General features: G+C 73.2%; 11 protein-coding genes. All 11 read right to left on the bottom strand.

The window, feature by feature from the left end:
* Nucleotides 1-545: 545 nt before the first annotated feature.
* The 11 genes from AB0B33_RS26330 to AB0B33_RS26380 all read right to left on the bottom strand — a co-directional run bounded on the left by AB0B33_RS26330 (nt 546) and on the right by AB0B33_RS26380 (nt 15,145).
* The gene (locus AB0B33_RS26330; protein WP_360776572.1) at nt 546-737 is read right to left on the bottom strand and encodes an acyl-CoA carboxylase epsilon subunit; all 192 of its coding nucleotides are present in this window, start codon (nt 735-737) and stop codon (nt 546-548) included.
* A gap of 9 nt (nt 738-746) precedes the next feature.
* Nucleotides 747-2,462: an acyl-CoA carboxylase subunit beta gene (locus AB0B33_RS26335; RefSeq protein ID WP_360776574.1), complete on the bottom strand. Its 1,716-nt coding sequence runs from the start codon at nt 2,460-2,462 to the stop codon at nt 747-749.
* Nucleotides 2,459-2,638 carry a DUF6222 family protein gene (locus tag AB0B33_RS26340; protein ID WP_360776576.1) on the bottom strand — a complete coding sequence of 60 codons (180 nt, stop codon included), beginning with the start codon at nt 2,636-2,638 and terminating at the stop codon, nt 2,459-2,461. Before AB0B33_RS26340 ends, AB0B33_RS26335 begins: the two co-directional genes overlap by 4 nt.
* Entirely contained in the window at nt 2,635-3,678 is a 1,044-nt protein-coding gene (locus AB0B33_RS26345) for an NAD-dependent epimerase/dehydratase family protein (RefSeq protein WP_360776578.1), read from the bottom strand. Before AB0B33_RS26345 ends, AB0B33_RS26340 begins: the two co-directional genes overlap by 4 nt.
* Before the next feature lie 14 nt (nt 3,679-3,692).
* Nucleotides 3,693-4,268: a flavin reductase family protein gene (locus AB0B33_RS26350; protein WP_360776580.1), complete on the bottom strand. Its 576-nt coding sequence runs from the start codon at nt 4,266-4,268 to the stop codon at nt 3,693-3,695.
* Nucleotide 4,269: 1 nt separating this feature from the next.
* Nucleotides 4,270-4,722, bottom strand: a complete 453-nt coding sequence (locus AB0B33_RS26355; RefSeq protein ID WP_247020264.1) for an acyl-CoA thioesterase — start codon at nt 4,720-4,722, stop codon at nt 4,270-4,272.
* A 2-nt stretch (nt 4,723-4,724) separates the two neighbouring features.
* A complete protein-coding gene (locus AB0B33_RS26360) occupies nt 4,725-10,550 on the bottom strand; it encodes a type I polyketide synthase (RefSeq protein WP_360776582.1) in 5,826 nt (1,941 codons plus the stop codon).
* 251 nt (nt 10,551-10,801) lie between these two features.
* On the bottom strand, nt 10,802-11,596 hold the full coding sequence (locus AB0B33_RS26365; protein ID WP_247020260.1) for a TIGR03084 family metal-binding protein: 795 nt from the start codon (nt 11,594-11,596) through the stop codon (nt 10,802-10,804).
* Nucleotides 11,597-11,790: 194 nt separating this feature from the next.
* The gene (locus AB0B33_RS26370; RefSeq protein WP_360776585.1) at nt 11,791-12,852 is read right to left on the bottom strand and encodes a carboxymuconolactone decarboxylase family protein; all 1,062 of its coding nucleotides are present in this window, start codon (nt 12,850-12,852) and stop codon (nt 11,791-11,793) included.
* A gap of 74 nt (nt 12,853-12,926) precedes the next feature.
* The gene (locus tag AB0B33_RS26375) at nt 12,927-14,579 is read right to left on the bottom strand and encodes a GMC family oxidoreductase (RefSeq protein ID WP_247020256.1); all 1,653 of its coding nucleotides are present in this window, start codon (nt 14,577-14,579) and stop codon (nt 12,927-12,929) included.
* On the bottom strand, nt 14,576-15,145 hold the full coding sequence (locus tag AB0B33_RS26380) for a DUF5987 family protein (protein WP_360776587.1): 570 nt from the start codon (nt 15,143-15,145) through the stop codon (nt 14,576-14,578). The genes AB0B33_RS26375 and AB0B33_RS26380 overlap by 4 nt, the downstream gene beginning before the upstream one ends.
* Between the last annotated feature and the right edge of the window lie 32 nt (nt 15,146-15,177).

Consider the following 15,177-nt stretch of genomic DNA (forward strand, 5'->3'; position numbering starts at 1 on the left):
GAAGGCCAACTGCACTTCCGGACCGGCCACCCAGGCCGCGGAAGCCGACAGCCCAGCCGGCCCGCGAGGCCGACCCCGCCGGCACAATCGTGCCCAGGCAGCGAAGGCCGGCTGCACTTCCGGACTGGCCCCCCCCGGCTGCGGAAGCGACTCAACCCAGCCGGCCCAGTGATACCTGCCCGGATCTGCACAACCCTGCCCGACCCGCGAAGGCCGGTTGCAGTTCCGGGCGGGGCCACCCAACCCATGCGGCGGAGCAGCCCAGGGCCGGCACAACCCAGACGGCCCGTGAGGCGAACCGGCGGCGCATCCCTGCCCGGGCAGCGAAGGCCGGCTGTGGTTCCGGGCCGCAGAAAGCCCAGCCGAGCCGCGGAGGCGGGCCGGCGCAGCGCGCGGGTCCGCGAGGCCACCCCGGGCCGGCACAGCCCAGCCAGCACGTGAGCGTCGGCCCGGGCGATGGCGGCCGGTAGCGGTTCCGAGGCCCGGCAAACCCGGGCACGCCAAAGGGGACGGCCCCACAAAGGACCGCCCCCACCGGCAAAAACTCAGCGCGGCAACCCCGACAGCCGCCAAGCTCCCGGCCGGCGGAACGAAGGCGCCACCTCACCCCTCGACCGCCACCCCACCGCCTCGGTGACCGGCTCCGCCGGGGACTCCGTCCCCAGCAAAGCCAGCGCCGTCACCAGAGCCGCCAGCTCGACGTCGTCCGGAGCGCCCCGGACCACCCGCAACACCATCCTCGCCCCCTAGATCGGAAGGTTGCCGTGCTTGCGCGCCGGGCCCGGCTTCCGCTTGTCGCGCAACATCGCCAGCCCGCGGGCCAGGGCCGCGCGGGTCTCGGCCGGGTCGATGATGTCGTCCACCAGGCCGCGCTCGGCCGCGTACTGCGGGTTCAGGTACTCCTCCGTGTACTCCGCCACCAGCTTCGCCCGCAACGCCGAAGGGTCCTCGGCCGCCGCGAGTTCGCGGCGGTGCAACACGTTCACCGCGCCCTCCGCGCCCATCACCGCGATCTGGTTCGTCGGCCACGCCAGTGACAGGTCGCACCCGATGGACCGCGAGTCCATCACGATGTACGCGCCGCCGTACGCCTTGCGCAGGATCACCTGGATCCGCGGCACCGTCGCCTCGCAGTACGCGTGCAGCAGCTGCGCGCCCTGGCGGATGATGCCGCTGCGCTCCTGCTCCACGCCGGGCAGGAACCCCGGGACGTCGACCAGGCTCACCAGCGGGATGCCGAACGCGTCGCAGAACCGCACGAACCGCGCCGCCTTCTGGGAGGCCGGGCCGTCCAGGACGCCGGCGAAGACCACCGGCTGGTTGCCGACCAGGCCGACCACGCGGCCGTCGATGCGGGCCAGCGCGCACAGCACGTTGCGGGCCCAGCCTTCGTGCAGCTCGAAGAACTCGCCGTCGTCGGCGATCTCCGAAAAGACGTCGTGCATGTCGTACGGCTGGTTGGGCTCCACCGGGACCAGCTCCGCCAGGCGCGGGCGGTAGTCGTCCTTCGCGCTGGACGAGCTCGCGTCCGGCAGCGGCTCCAGGTAGTTCGCCGGCAGCAGGGAAACCAGGTAGCGGACGTCGGCGAGGCAGCTCTCCTCGTCGTCGTGCACGACCGTCGCCACGCCCGAATGGGTGCCGTGGACGTCGGCGCCGCCGAGTTCCTCGTGCGTCACGCGCCGGCCGGTGACCGCCTCCACGACGTCCGGGCCGGTCAGGTACATCCGGGCCGTGTCGCGCACCATGAACGTGAAGTCCGCCAGCGCCGGCGAGTACGCCGCGCCGCCCGCGCACGGGCCCAGGATCACGCTGATCTGCGGGATCACCCCGGACGCCTCGACCTGGCGGCGGAAGATGCCGCCGTAGCCGTTGAGCGCGAGCACGCCCTCCTGGATGCGGGCGCCGCCGCTGTCGTTGAGGCCGATCACCGGGGCGCCGTTGGCCACCGCGAGGTCGAGGACCTTGTGGATCTTGGCCGCGTGCGCCTCGCCGAGCGAACCGCCGAACAGCGTGAAGTCCTGGGCGTAGACGAAGACGCGGCGCCCGTCGATGGTGCCGGACCCCGCGACGACGCCGTCGGTGTACGGGCGGTTGCCCGCCAGCCCCGGCCCGCTCGCCTGGTGGCGCCGGTAGGGCTCGATCTCGGTGAACGAGTCCTCGTCGAGCAGCAGGACCAGCCGCTCGCGCGCGGTGAGCTTGCCCAGCGAGTGCTGGCGCCGCACGGCGTCGAGCTTGCCCTCGTGGATGTGCGCGCGGAGCTCGTCGCGGCGGCGCCGCAGCAGCGGCATGTCCGCGGGCTCCGCGCGCACCTGGTCGGTCGCCCTGGCCAGCTCGATGACCTGGGCGTCGCCGGTCTCCCCCGCCCGCGCGAGCCGGCGGCGGGCGGGGCGGGTCCCCTCCGGGACCGGCACCACCTCCGCGTCGTCGGCTCGCTGGGCCCCGGACTCGTGGCCTCCGCTCACGCGGCATCCCTCATCCGTAGCTGCTGGTCGTGCTCGATCTCGGCGACGATGTCGGACCACACGATGCCGCGGCCGAGCCGGGGCATCGGGCGGACCGGCCACTCGGCGGGCACGTCCGGCACGGCGGGCGGAGCCGCGGCCGACCGGACGGGTTCGGTGGCATCGCTGGCGGTCATGGCAGGACCTCCTCGGTCGGGGCGCCGACTCCGGCGTCCACAGTGGACACTCTGGGCAGAAGAACGGTCCCCGCCCGGCGGCGGGTCAGCCGCCCGGTGGCGTGCAGCCACGCCACCGTGTCGCGCACGGTCTCGGCCACCGGCCGCGCGGGGACGCCGGCGTGCGGTGCGGCCGCGTCGACGGGGACGGCGGTGGCGCACACGTAGAGCGCGCCGTACTCCGCCGGGATGTGCCACGGCCAGGCGCGCTGCAGCAGGCCGGCGGCGTGGCCGACCGGGAACATCGCGCGGGCGGGCAGGAACACCGCGGGCAGCCGCCGTCCGGTCGCGGCCCGGACGGCGGCGAGGTAGTCGCGGGTGCGCAGGAAGTGCCCGGGCCCGAAGTACGCGGGGCCCGGCGCCGTCCCGTCGAACAGCCGCGCGTGCAGCTCCGCCGAATCGCGGACGTCGCCGATCGGCAGCCCGCCGGAGGGCCACATCGGCATCAGCCCGCGCAGCAGGTCACGCAGCCGCGCGTTCTGGTCGCCCAGGTGCGGGTCGGCCGGGCCGAGCAGCGCGGGCGGGTAGGTGATGGTGACCGGCACGCCGGCGTCCCGGTGCCCGCGGGCGATCAGCTCGGCCTCGGCCTTGGCCGCGAGGTAGGTCTCCCGCGGCCGGCCGACCGGGCTGGCCGGGCCGATCGACGGCTCCCGGGCCGGGTACAGCGCCCCGACGGTGGAGACGTGCACGATCCGCCCCGTACCCGCTCGGCGGGCGGCGTCGAGCACGTTCGCCGTGCCGCCGACGTTGACCCGCCGCACCTCGGCCCGGCGCCTGCTGTCGAAGGTGTAGACGCCCGCCGCGTGCAGCAGCGCGTCCGCCCCGTCGACGAGCCGGGCCGCCGCACCGGGATCCGTGACGTCGCCTTCCACGACGTCCACAGTGGACGGAGCACGACCGGGGTCACGGGCGAGCAGCCGCACCCGGTGGCCCCGCCGCAGCAGCGCCGCGACCGTGTGCCCGCCGAGGAACCCCGTCCCGCCCGTGACCGCGATCAACATGCTTTCCGCCCCCTTCAGGCCGCGCGGGCCCGCCCGTCGATCTGGTGGTAGCCGCCGCCGTAGAAGACGAGCGCGTGCTCGCCCTCGCCGCGGCTGGTCTCGACCACCCGGCCGAGGAAGATCGAGTGGTCACCGCCCTCGATCACCTGGGCCAGCTCGCACTCCAGCCACGCCAGCGCGCCCTTGAGCAGCGGCGAGCCGGTCTTGCCGCCCGCCGTGTAGCCGACCGCTTCGAACTGGGCGATGCCGTCGGGACGGCGCCAGTCGGCGAAGTACTTCGACAGGTCCTGCTGGTCGGCCGAAAGGATGTTCACGCCGAACGAGCCGGCGGTGACGATCGCGGCGTGCATCCGGGCCGCCTTCGAAACGCAGCACAGCACCATCGGCGGCTCGAGCGACACCGACGAGAACGCGTTGGCGGTCATGCCGTGCGCGTCCTCCCCGCCCGCCGTCAGCACCGTCACCCCGGTCGCGAACTGCGCCATCACCTGGCGCAGCCCCGGCTGGGCCGACAGCCCGCGGCGGGCCGGCGAGGTCCGTAGCCGCTTGAGGACGTGAGTCCTCTCGGAAGGCTCGGTTTCGTAGCCCACGTCAGACTCCCTTGCCGTTGACCGCGGCCGTCGAGTAGGGAACCAGCGCCTCGCGCAGCTGCTCGGGGACCCGCGACGGCACGGTGGCCGTGTTGGGGCCGCGCATGCAGGCGATGCGCTGCCGTCCCCGGGCCACCAGGCGCTCCTCGCCGTCCTCGGTGAGGTGCACGTAGTCGAACGCGAACTGGATCTGCGTCGAGGTGAGCTCCTCCAGGCGCAGCCGGATGGACAGCTCGTCGAACGCGGTGATCTCGGCGAAGAACTCGCACTCCACCTTGAGGGTGAACAGCTTGAGGTCGTGGCGGACCTCTTCGAGCACCGCCGGCGCCTTCTCCTTCAGGAACATCTCGCGGCACCGGCCCTGCCAGCGCACGTAGTTCACGTAGTAGACGTTGCCCACCAGGTTGGTCTCTTCGAAGCCGACCGTGTGGCGGATCTCGTAGTAGTCGGTCATCTTCAGTTCCCCTCTGCGTGGAGCACGGCGAACACGATCGGGTCGGTCCGGTCGTTGACGGTGGTCGACCAGGTGGCGATCCGGGCGTTGCCGGAGGCGAGCAGCGCCCACCCGTCGGCGTCGACCTGGCGGACGGTCAGCGCCTGGGTCATCAGCCCGGTCTTGCGCACGCACTCCAGCGCGCTCCAGACCCGGGTGTTCGCCACGCTGATCGCCTCGCCGGTGTCGGCGGCCAGCAGCCGGCCGAGACCGAGCAGCTCCTCGCCGAGCAGGCCGGCCCAGTCCTCTTCGGTGCGTTCGATCGCCGTCTCGATGTCGCAGGCGACCTGGTCGGCGCCGGCGACCACGAGGGTCAGCTGAGAGGTGTGCGAAGCGCCGACGTTGCCCGCGTCGAACTCGGGCTTGCCGTCGGGGCGGTAGCGGACCTCGACCGGCCGGTCGAGCGCGCGGCCCGCGGCGAGCGCGGTCTGCGCCCTCCGCTCGGCGATGCCCTCCGCCGGGCGCCCGGCCGGGTCCGGCTCGAGCACCACCGACCGCGTCCCGCCGAGCAGCCGTTCACAGGCACGCTCCACGTAGGACCCGAGCATCGACGGGACCCAGGGGCCGGCGCCGTCGCGCTTGCGGACCGCGCGCAGCTTCAGCCCTTCCCAGCGCTCGACCAGGGTGCCGTCCGGGTTGCGGACGTCGAGATCGTAGACGTAGCTGTCGCCGTCCTGGGACCGTTCCTTGGCGTCGAGCAGCACGTACTCGTCGTGCTGGGCACCCGGCTCGGCCAGGTACAGCTTCTCGATGCCCTGCGGCAGCAGCGTCGCGTCCGGGACGCAGCACTGGATCGCGTGCATCATCGCGTCCCGCGTGCCGGGGTCGGCCAGCAGCCGCTCCTGCGGGAGGAACGGGGCGAACCAATAGTGGTCCGCGCTGGTCGCGATCTCGGCGACCGCGTGCCGGGCGCTCGCCCGCTGGTAGCCCAGCACCCGCTGGAACCGCTTGCCCTGGAACAGGACCGAGCCGTAGAGCTCGCTGATCGGCTCCACCGGGACCGGCGGCAGCGCGACGTCGCGGGGCACCTGCTCGCCCAGTTCCGCCGGCCGCGCGAAGCTCAGCCGCGCCCGGAAGTGGTCGGCGCTGAAGCCCGTCTCGTCACTGCGGATCACGACGTCGACGGTGTCGGCGTCGCGGGCCAGCGTGGCCAGCCGGACCGTGGTCGACCCGCCGGGCGAGACGATGATCGGCCGGAGGAACTCGACGTCCGAGAGCACCGGGGTGCCGGTGCGGTCGAGCGTCGCCGCCGCGGCCTGCGTCATGGCCTCCATGCCGAGCACCGCCGGGAACAGCAGCTGCCCGTCGAGCAGGTGGTCGGTCAGGTACGGGTCCGACCCGTCGGACAGGTCCGCCTCGGTGATCAGCTCGACGCCCGGGTAGTGCACGACCGCGCGGTCGACGAACCGGGTCAGCGGCAGCTCCCGCTTCTGGATCGGCAGCGTGGCCAGGCCCGACGTGCGGCCGCAGACCACCAGCACCGGCGGCGCGGCCGGGTCGGCCAGCACCTGGCGGAGGATGGTGATGCCCTCCTCGGTGGGGATCGGTGTGATGCCGTCGCGCATCAGGGCGCTGACCACGCCGAGCTTCTCGCCCATGCCGGTGCCCGACCAGACCGACCACTCCAGCGCGATCGCCCGCGCCTGCGGGTGTTCCTGGCCGAAGCGCAGGGTCAGCTCGGTCATCCAGTCGTTCGCCGTGGCGTAGTGCGCTTCCCCGCGCAGGCCCGCCCGGCCGATGATGCTGCCGAAGGTGACCAGGAGCTTGATCTTGTCCTGGTCGACCGCGTTCAGCACCGCGTTGAGGCCGCCGATCTTCGGGGCGAGCGTCTTGCGGAAGCTGTCCTCCGTGAGGGAGAACAGCGCGGCCGGCTCGTTGCGGCCCGCGCCGTGCAGGACCGCGGTGACCGGGCCGAGGTCGGCCTGGATCCGCGCGACCACCTCGGCGACCTGCGGGGCGCTGGTGACGTCGGCGCGCTCGTAGCGGTAGCGGATGCCCGCCGCTTCCATGCGGTCGAGGTTCTCCGCCAGCTCGGTGTCGGACTCGGGGTCGCTGCGCCCGAGCAGGGCCAGCCGCGCTCCGGAGTCCTTGGCCAGCGCGAGCGCGCTCTCCGCCGTGATGCCCTTGCCGCCACCGGTGACGAGCAGGACGTCGGTGGCGTCCAGCGAGTCCTGGATCGGGCCGGGCTTCGGCGCGGCCAGCGCGGACAGCCGCGGCACGGTGCGCCCGCCGTCGGCGCCGTAGCGCGCTTCGGTGAAGTCCGTGGTCGCCGCGACCTCGGCCACCACGGTGGTCACGGCCGTCGCGATCGCGTCCTCGCCCGACGGTGCCGGGTCCGCGAAGTCGATGATCGTCGTCTTCGCCGAGGGGTCCTCGAGCCGCAGGGTGCGGGCCAGGCCGGCGGCGCCGTAGCCGTGGTGCACGACCACGAAGCGCGTGCCGTTGGGAGCCGCCATGACCGCGCGGCCGGCGTCGAGGAACAGGCCGACGTGGCTCGAGTCGCAGTCCGCCGGCAGGACGAGCAGGACGCCGTCGCCGACGCCCGCCTTCGCCAGCGCCGCCTTCACCGGTTCGGCCAGCGGGTGGCGCGGGGTCGCGAAGACCTGCCACTCGGCGTGCCCGGCACCCGGCGTGAGGTCCGCGGTGGGCCGCGGCGCGGGCACGTACTCGACCGCGAACGGCCGGACCCACGGGCCGACACCGGGAGCCTCGCCGGCGCCTTGGTCGGTCGACTTCGCTGTCTGCGCCAGCTCGTCGATCATCTCGGCGAGTTCACCGAGGCACACCGTCGCGAAGTTCGGCATGCCTTCCAGCGCGGGGCGCCCCAGCGCCCGGGTGACGTCGTTGACCAGCTGCCCGACCGTGATCGACGACAGGTGCAGGTCGTCGAGCGGGTGGGTGTCGGCGGTGACGGCTTCCAGCGGCAGCTCGACGCGCTCGGCGGCGAGCTTGCGCAGCAGGTCCAGCGTCGAGCCGGACTCGCTGTCGGCGTTGCCCGCGTCGGCGTCGGCGGCCTGCGCCTTCTCCGCGGCCAGCTCGGCGGCCAGCTCGCTGTCGATCGACGGCGCCGCCTCGCACGGGCTGGCCAGGAAGCTGAAGACGCCATCGGCGGGCAGGGCGCGCACGACGCGGCCCTCGAACAGCGCGTCCACCGCCAGGTCGGCGCCGAGCGCGAACGCCGCGCCGACGACCCGCAGCAGCGCCTGCAGCGACGCGTTGTCCGTGTCGATCGCGAGCACCGGGGTCTCCGGCGCGATCTCTTCGAACAGCCCGGTCAGCACCCGGCCCGGCCCGACCTCGACCACCAGGTCGCTGCGCTCGGCCACCTTGGCGGCGGCTTCGCGGAAGCGGACCGGCAGCACGATCTGGTCGCGCAGCAGCTCCGACAGGTTCTCCGCGGCGTGCAGGACGTCGCCGCTCACGGTGGAGACGACCGGCCGCTCGAGGCGGGAGAAGGAGAATTCGCCCAGCTTCTCGGTCATCGCGTTCGCAGCGGGTTCGACCGCCGGCGAGTGGAAGGCGTGCGAGACCTTGATCCGGGTCGCGCCGACGCCCTGGGCCTTGGCCCGGGCGACGATCTTGTCGATCGCCGGGGCGGGCCCGGAGATCACGGTCTGCTCCGGCGCGTTGTAGCCCGCGATGACGACGTCCGAGCCGAGGCCCAGTTCTTCGACGCGGCTCGGCGAAGCGGCGATGCCGGCCATGGCGCCGGTGCCGTCGCCGGTCGTCGAAGCCATGACCTTGCCGCGGACCTTCGCCAGCGCCAGCAGCCCGCGCTCGTCGAGCGCACCGCCCCAGTGCAGGGCGGTCAGCTCGCCGAGGCTGTGCCCGGTGGCCGTCGAGGCCTCGATGCCGAACGACCGCAGCACCCGCAGCGCGGCCAGCGAACCGGTGACGATCCGGGGCTGCGCCACCTCGGTGGCGACCTGGTCGCCGGTGACCGGCAGCCCGGCGGCGCGGTAGATCTCCTCGGCCGCGGTGAACCGGCGGCGCAGCGCGCTGTCGCCGCCGCGGCCGGAGCCCTGGCCGGGGAACAGGTAGCCGATCTTCGGCGCGCTGCCGCGGCTGCTCGCGAAGATGCCGTCGGCGCTGTCGAAGACCGCGTCACCCGAGTCGAGCTGCTCCAGGAGCTTGGTCAGCTTCCGCTCGGCGTGCTCCGGGTTGGCCGCGACGACCGCCGCGCGCACCGCCTTGCCCGAAAGGTCCTTCGCCAGCGAAGCTGCGAGGTCGGTCAGCTCGGCGAACGACAGCTTCGGCACGGTTTCCAGCACCGCGGCCACGTTCCCGCGCAGGGTCGCGAGGTCGTCGGCGTCGAACAGCAGCAGTTCGGCGTCCTGGCGGCCGGCGACCAGCGCGCGGGCCCGCTCGTCGAGCTCGCGGCGCCGCGGCGCGGTCGGCGCCTCGGTGACGGTGATGTGGGAGTTGATCCCGCCGAAGCCCATCGCGGAGACACCCGCGCGGACCGGCTGGTCCGCCGGCCACAGCGACGCCTCGCGCGGGACGTACATCCGCGCCGAGGAGCCGGTGAGCGACTCGTGCGGGTCGTGGTGCCCGGTGGCCGGCGGGATGACCTGGTGGTACACCGCCAGCGTCGCCTTGATCAGGCCGGCGACCCCCGCCGCGGCCTTGGTGTGGCCGATGTTGCCCTTGATGGTCGACAGCGCGGCCTGCTTGGCCAGCGGGTCGGCGTCGCGGCGGGCGGTGGACAGCGCCTCGATCTCGGTGGCGTCGCCCAGCGCGGTGCCGGTGCCGTGGCCCTCGAAGTAGGACACGGTCTCGACGCCGTAGCCCGCGCGGTCGTAGGCGCGCTTGATGGCCAGCCGGTGCCCGGCGGCCTCGGGCCGGGTGATGCCGCCCTTGCCGTCGGAGGAGACGCCCCAGCCGCCGATCGACGCGTAGATCCGCTTGCCCTGCTCCAGCGCGTCGCTTTCGCGCATCAGGACGAGCATGCCCGAGCCCTCGCCCGGCCAGAAGCCGTTGGAGTCGGCGTCGTAGACCTTCATCTCGCGCTTGGCCAGCGCGCCGGTCTTGGCGAAGCCGATGACCTCGAACGGGTCGATCGACAGGTCGACACCGCCGGCGACGGCGAGGTCCAGGTCGCCCTGGACGAGCGCGTTGGCCGCGGTGACCACCGAAAGCAGCGAAGACGAGCAGGCGCCGTCGACGGTGTACCCGCCGCCGGCGAAGTCGAAGTGGTTGCAGACGCGGCCGGCGATGGTGTTCGCCAGGCCACCGGCGAGGGTGTCCTCGTTGATCTCGGGGAACGGCTCCTTGTACTGGACTTCCAGTTCGCGGAGGAAGCTCGCGGTCTCCTCGTCCTCCCAGCCGCGGGAGCTCAGCGCCGCCGCGACCGTGCGCCGCACGTACGGCCAGCGCAGCCGCATGATGTTGGCGCGGGAGAACTCCCCGGTCAGGCTGTTGCCGATGACGACGCCGGTGCTCTGCCGCGGAGCACCGTCACCTTCGCCGAAGCCGGCGTCCGCGAGGGCCGCGGCCGCGACGTCCAGGGCGAGCCAGTGCGTCGTGTCCGTCGCCCGGAAGGTGCTGCCGGCGACCTTGTGCGCCACCCGGTCGAATTCGTAGTCCCGCAGCACCGCCGCTTTCTGCGCGTAAAAGCGGTCCGGCGCCTTCGGGTCCGGTGAGTAGTAGTCCGCCCGGTTCATCCGCTCGTCCGGCAGCCTGCGGAACGCCCGGCGCCCGGCCAGCACGTTTTCCCAGAGCTCCTCCGGAGAACTCGCGTCGGGGTACCGGAGACCGATACCGACGATCGAAATCCGCTCTACGCTCATGCCACCGCACTCCCACTGGCTCTCGAGCCCCGTATCACCGGGACCATCAGGTCCCCGCTGTCCTCCGGTGCGGGGCTCGAGCCCCACCGCCGGTCTGTCTCCTCGGGCGGCCGCGCCGCCCGGAGTGCCCGTCCGCCGGGCCGTTGAAGTCCAGCATCTCCCGGCCGGTGCGGGCGGTCTTCTCTCTCCCTGCCCGCGGCGCGCACGTCAGCACGCTGGGACAAGGGACCCGCACTGTCTACAATGGATTTTCAGGCGTCGAACTGGCCGGGCTTGCGGCCCTGGCCGGCCGGCCCGCGGTAAGCCTGGGCGATGTCGAGCCACTGGTCCGCCAGCGTGCCCTGCGCCCGCACGTCGAGGTCGTAGCGGTGCCGCCGACGGGTCACCAGCAGGCAGAAGTCCGCCGCGCTGCCGCTGACCCGCTGGGTCGCGTCCTCGGGCCCGAACGTCCAGAGCGCGCCCGAGGGCGCGGTGAGCTCGAACCGGAACTCCTCGGCCGGCGGCTTCAGGTTCCGCGCCTCGTAACCGAAGTCCCGCACGCGCACGGCGAACCCGACCAGGTGCTTGATCCGGTCGGTCCGTTCGCGGCGCACGCCGAGCGCGTCGGCGATGTCCTGGCCGTGGCCGAAGGCCTCCATCATCCCGGCGCACGCCAGCACGTACGGCGGCAGCGGGTTGACCAGCCACGGCACCAGCTGGTCACCGGGCACGGCCGCGAGGGCCTTGATGCCGGCGTCCCGCTCGGCGCGCCAGCGGGTCAGCAGGACCTCGGCCGGGTCGTGGACGTAGTCCTCCAGCGCGGCGTTCACCGCGGCCTCGAAGCCGCCCTTGAGCGACTTCGTCATGGCGACGAAGGCTTCCGGCTGCGCGGCCGAGAGGCCGGCGATGCGGAAGATGAAGGCGAGGTGCCCGATCTGGTGCCGGACCGGCCAGCCGGGCGCGGGCGTGGGGGTGTCCCACTCCGCTTCGGAAAGGCCGGCGACGAGCGCGTCCACCTCGGCGGCCTCGGCGGTCAGGTCGGCGATCACGCCCGTGGTGTCAGTCACCTGTCAGTCCTTTCACCGATGCGACGTCTTTCTCGTGAGCCGGCGGCCGCCGCGCGGGGCGGGGGTAAGGGCGCCACCGTGCGGCGACCGCCGGCCTGAGCAGATCGGCTGCCGCTCGGGGCGGCGACGCGGTCCCGGAGTTTCTGTGTGTCCCGGTGCTGCGCGCCCCGGCGGGCGATCCGACCTTCCGATCATCACCCGCGCCGACCTGCAGGGTCTTCTCTTGGCGGGCGGACCGGCAGGCGCCCGCCGGCCGCCACGGCCGCGGTGAAAGCGGCCCACGACACCAGCTCCACCAGGCCGCGATCGGACGCGCCGACGGCGGCGACGTCGTCGGCCCCGACCTGGTACGCGGCCTTGGCGGTGAGCAGCGCCAGCCGTCCGGCAGCCCGTTCTCCGGCAGGCAGCTCGGCGAGCACCGGCTCGACCCAGGCCCGGCTCAGCCCCGCCGGTTTCCCGTCCCACGCCTTGACTTCCCGCCGGACGAGCTCCCGCACCCGGGACGGCACCGAGCGCTCACCGGCGGCCGCCACGGCCGCCTCGGCGCGAGCGAAGGCGTCCGACAGCGTGTGCCCCGGAAGCGCCCAGCCCGGCCCGTCCCCGGCCGCGGCGGGCAGCAGTTCCAGCGCCCGCCCGGCCGGCGGCGGCGCACCCGGCTTGAGCAGGAAGCCCAGTACCGCCTTGGCTTTCGCGCGCGCCTGCGGCGGAACGTTCTCCGGCAGCGGCGAAGGCCCGAGGAACACGCTCACCACCCGGTTGAGGTAGTGGAAGGCGACGGCGACCGCGGTGAACTCGGCGGCGGTGCCAGCCGGGACGTCCGCGGGCAGCGGACCCTCGCCCCGCGCCCAGGCCGCCAGCGCCCGCGTGTCGCGGTCCGGGATGGCCCCGACGTCCCCGGCCTCGATGGCCGCGGCGGCCGCGGGATCCCCCAGCGACCCGAGCGCCATCCCGTGCACCTCGACGCAGTAGGGGCAGTCGTTGGCCGCGGAAACCGCGGCCGCGACGACTTCCTTGTCGGCCCGGCTCGCGGTCCCGCCGGCCACGAGCGACTCCCGCAGCACGGCCCAGGCCGCGGCGAGCACCTCCGGCGAAGCCGAGTGCAGCGCCATCGGCGGGGCGAGCATCCCGAAGTCCCGCTCGACCTGCCGGTACACGTCCTTGACGAGCCCCCGCGCCCGCCCCGGGCGCACGACCTCGACGTACTTCACGTCCCGCAGCGTCCGCCGCAGCGCGATCCTGACCAAACCCGGAGCCATGACCCCTCCTCCTGAAACGGCGAACTCGCGCACCCCGGCCGGGTGCGCGAGTCCGCGAACGGTGGTGCCGTGCCTCAGTTACCCGCGACCAGGTCCAGTTTGGACACCGCGCGCCGCCCGGTGATCGAGCCGTCCGGGGACGGCGCGCCGTACTTCACGTCGACCCCGCGCGACTGCAGCTCCCGGACGATGCCCGGGATCGAGCGCTCGGCCAGTGCCGCGATGGTCATCGCCGGGTTGACCGTCAGCGCACCCGGCACCGACGCGCTGTCGGTCACGAAGATGCCCGGGTGGTTGCGCAGCTCGTGGTTCGGGTGCAGCGCGGACGTCGCCGCGTCGTCGCCGATCCGGCAGGACGCCAGCGGGTGCACCGTGTACGCCCCGACGACGTCGTTGGTCCACGGCGAAACCTTGGCCAGGCCGTCCTTCTCGATGATCGCCTTGCAGTCGGCGTCGGCCAGCGCCCAGCCCCGGCGGGTGTTCTCCGTCGGGTCGTAGCGCAGCGGGCCGCGGCCGAGCATCTGCTGGGAGATCCGGTACGCGTTGCCGGTCGGCGGCGGCGTGCCGAAGACACCCTCGTTGTCGTCCTCGGTCATCAAGAAGATCGTGAGCCAGTTGGCCCACTGCTTGAGGATCTCCTTCTTCTCCGCCCCGTACCAGCGCGGCTCCTCGCCACCGGGCACCTGCGCGAGGATCGTGCCCAGGCCCGGCGGGAAGTACAGCTGCTCCAGCGAGTACCGCTCGTACTCCGGCAGCGAACCGTCGAGCTTGTCCCAGTTCGCGACCGTCGGGCCCTTGCCGATGTGGTTGGCCGAGTACACCGGACCGTCCTCACGGGACAGTCCGAGCACCTCGCGGACGCGGTCCTCGTCGATGATCGCGGTGTTGAGCCGCTCACCGTTGCCCGAGAAGTAGCGGCCGACGCCGTGCGGCATCTCGCCCAGCGCCGCCTCCGACCGCTGCAGGATGACCGGGGTCGCGCCGGCACCCGCGGCGATGATGACGACCTTCGCCTCGATCACGCCGGTGCCGGTGTGCACCCGGTAGTCCTCTTCGTCCACGATGTCGAAGTGGACGCGGTAGCTGCCGTCCTCGGTGCGCTCGAGCCGTTCGACCTCGTGCAGCGGCCGGATCTCGGCGCCGTGGGACAGGGCGGCGGGCAGGTAGTTCGTCAGCATCGACCGCTTGGCGTCGAACTTGCAGCCCGCCATCATGAAGTTGCAGTTGACGCAGGTGTCGTTGTCCACCGCGACCGGCGCCGGGTTGGCCGTGCGGCCCGAGTGGTTGCAGGCCGCCGCCCACAGGCCGCCGGCGTAGGAGACGTCGCTCCAGTCCTGTTTGGACACCGGGATCGACTCGTCGACGCGGTCGTACCACGGCTCCAGGCTGTCGCGGGAAATCACGGACGGCCACATCCGGCGCCCGATGCTGCCGTGGCGCTCGAAGACGAAGCGCGGTGCGCGCGGCATCGCGGCGAAGTACACCACGCTGCCGCCGCCGACGCAGTTGCCGCCCAGCACGCTCATCCCGTCACCGACGACGAAGTCGAACGCGCGGGTGTAGGACGAGCCGAGCAGGTAGTCGTGCTCGAAGTCGGCCGCGGCCAGCCACGGCCCACGCTCCAGCACGGTCACCTTCGCCCCGCCGGCGGCGAGGTGGTAGGCCGGGATCGAACCGCCGAACCCGCTGCCGACGATGACGACGTCGGTCTTCTCGATGGCGCTCATGCGGGGCTCCCGGAGGGCGTGGTGTCAGGGTGGAGTTCGGCCAGCTTGCGGCCGTAGCCGTACTTCGGGAACCGCCAGAACCCGTCCGCGTCCGGCGCGGTGTAGCCCAGCGCCAGCAGGCCGGGGTGCCCCTCGCGGATGGCCTCGGCGGTGTGCTTGTGCGCGGCGCTGTCGAAGGCCATGTTGCAGAACAGCGCGAGGCTGACCCAGCCGTCCTTCTCCGGGTGCCCCGGCGTGGTCAGCCGGTGCACCAGCTCGCGGCGGTGCTCGTAGGGCAGCGCGACGAACGGCGCGACGTCGTGGTCGAGCTCCAGCTCCACCTCCCCGGCGTACGCCTTCGCGTGGTCGTTGAGCGACTGCGCGAGGTAGGGCAGGCCGGCCGTGACGCCGGTCGCGTCGAAGTTCAGCAGCTCGAGCGCGCCCGCGGCGACCGAACCGGGCCCGGGCGCGGCCCCGGCGATCGCCCGGTCTTCGGGGTACCGCTTCTCCCCGGGCACGATCGTGTCCGCGTAGGCCTCGAGAGTCATGTTCATGACGCGTTCTTCTTCGGTGGCCTCGGGTTGCACCGGCCTACCTCCTCATCGAATGTCCACAGTAG

It is taken from the genome of Amycolatopsis sp. NPDC049159 (assembly GCF_040648295.1).
Taxonomy (GTDB): domain Bacteria; phylum Actinomycetota; class Actinomycetes; order Mycobacteriales; family Pseudonocardiaceae; genus Amycolatopsis; species Amycolatopsis pretoriensis_A.

Excerpts from the sequence above, each read along its gene's own strand:
- AB0B33_RS26330 (WP_360776572.1), bottom strand. The coding sequence starts at position 737 with ATGGTGTTGCGGGTGGTCCGGGGCGCTCCGGACGACGTCGAGCTGGCG.
- AB0B33_RS26340 (WP_360776576.1), bottom strand. The coding sequence starts at position 2,638 with ATGACCGCCAGCGATGCCACCGAACCCGTCCGGTCGGCCGCGGCTCCG.
- AB0B33_RS26345 (WP_360776578.1), bottom strand. The coding sequence starts at position 3,678 with ATGTTGATCGCGGTCACGGGCGGGACGGGGTTCCTCGGCGGGCACACG.
- AB0B33_RS26355 (WP_247020264.1), bottom strand. The coding sequence starts at position 4,722 with ATGACCGACTACTACGAGATCCGCCACACGGTCGGCTTCGAAGAGACC.
- AB0B33_RS26360 (WP_360776582.1), bottom strand. The coding sequence starts at position 10,550 with ATGAGCGTAGAGCGGATTTCGATCGTCGGTATCGGTCTCCGGTACCCC.
- AB0B33_RS26370 (WP_360776585.1), bottom strand. The coding sequence starts at position 12,852 with ATGGCTCCGGGTTTGGTCAGGATCGCGCTGCGGCGGACGCTGCGGGAC.
- AB0B33_RS26375 (WP_247020256.1), bottom strand. The coding sequence starts at position 14,579 with ATGAGCGCCATCGAGAAGACCGACGTCGTCATCGTCGGCAGCGGGTTC.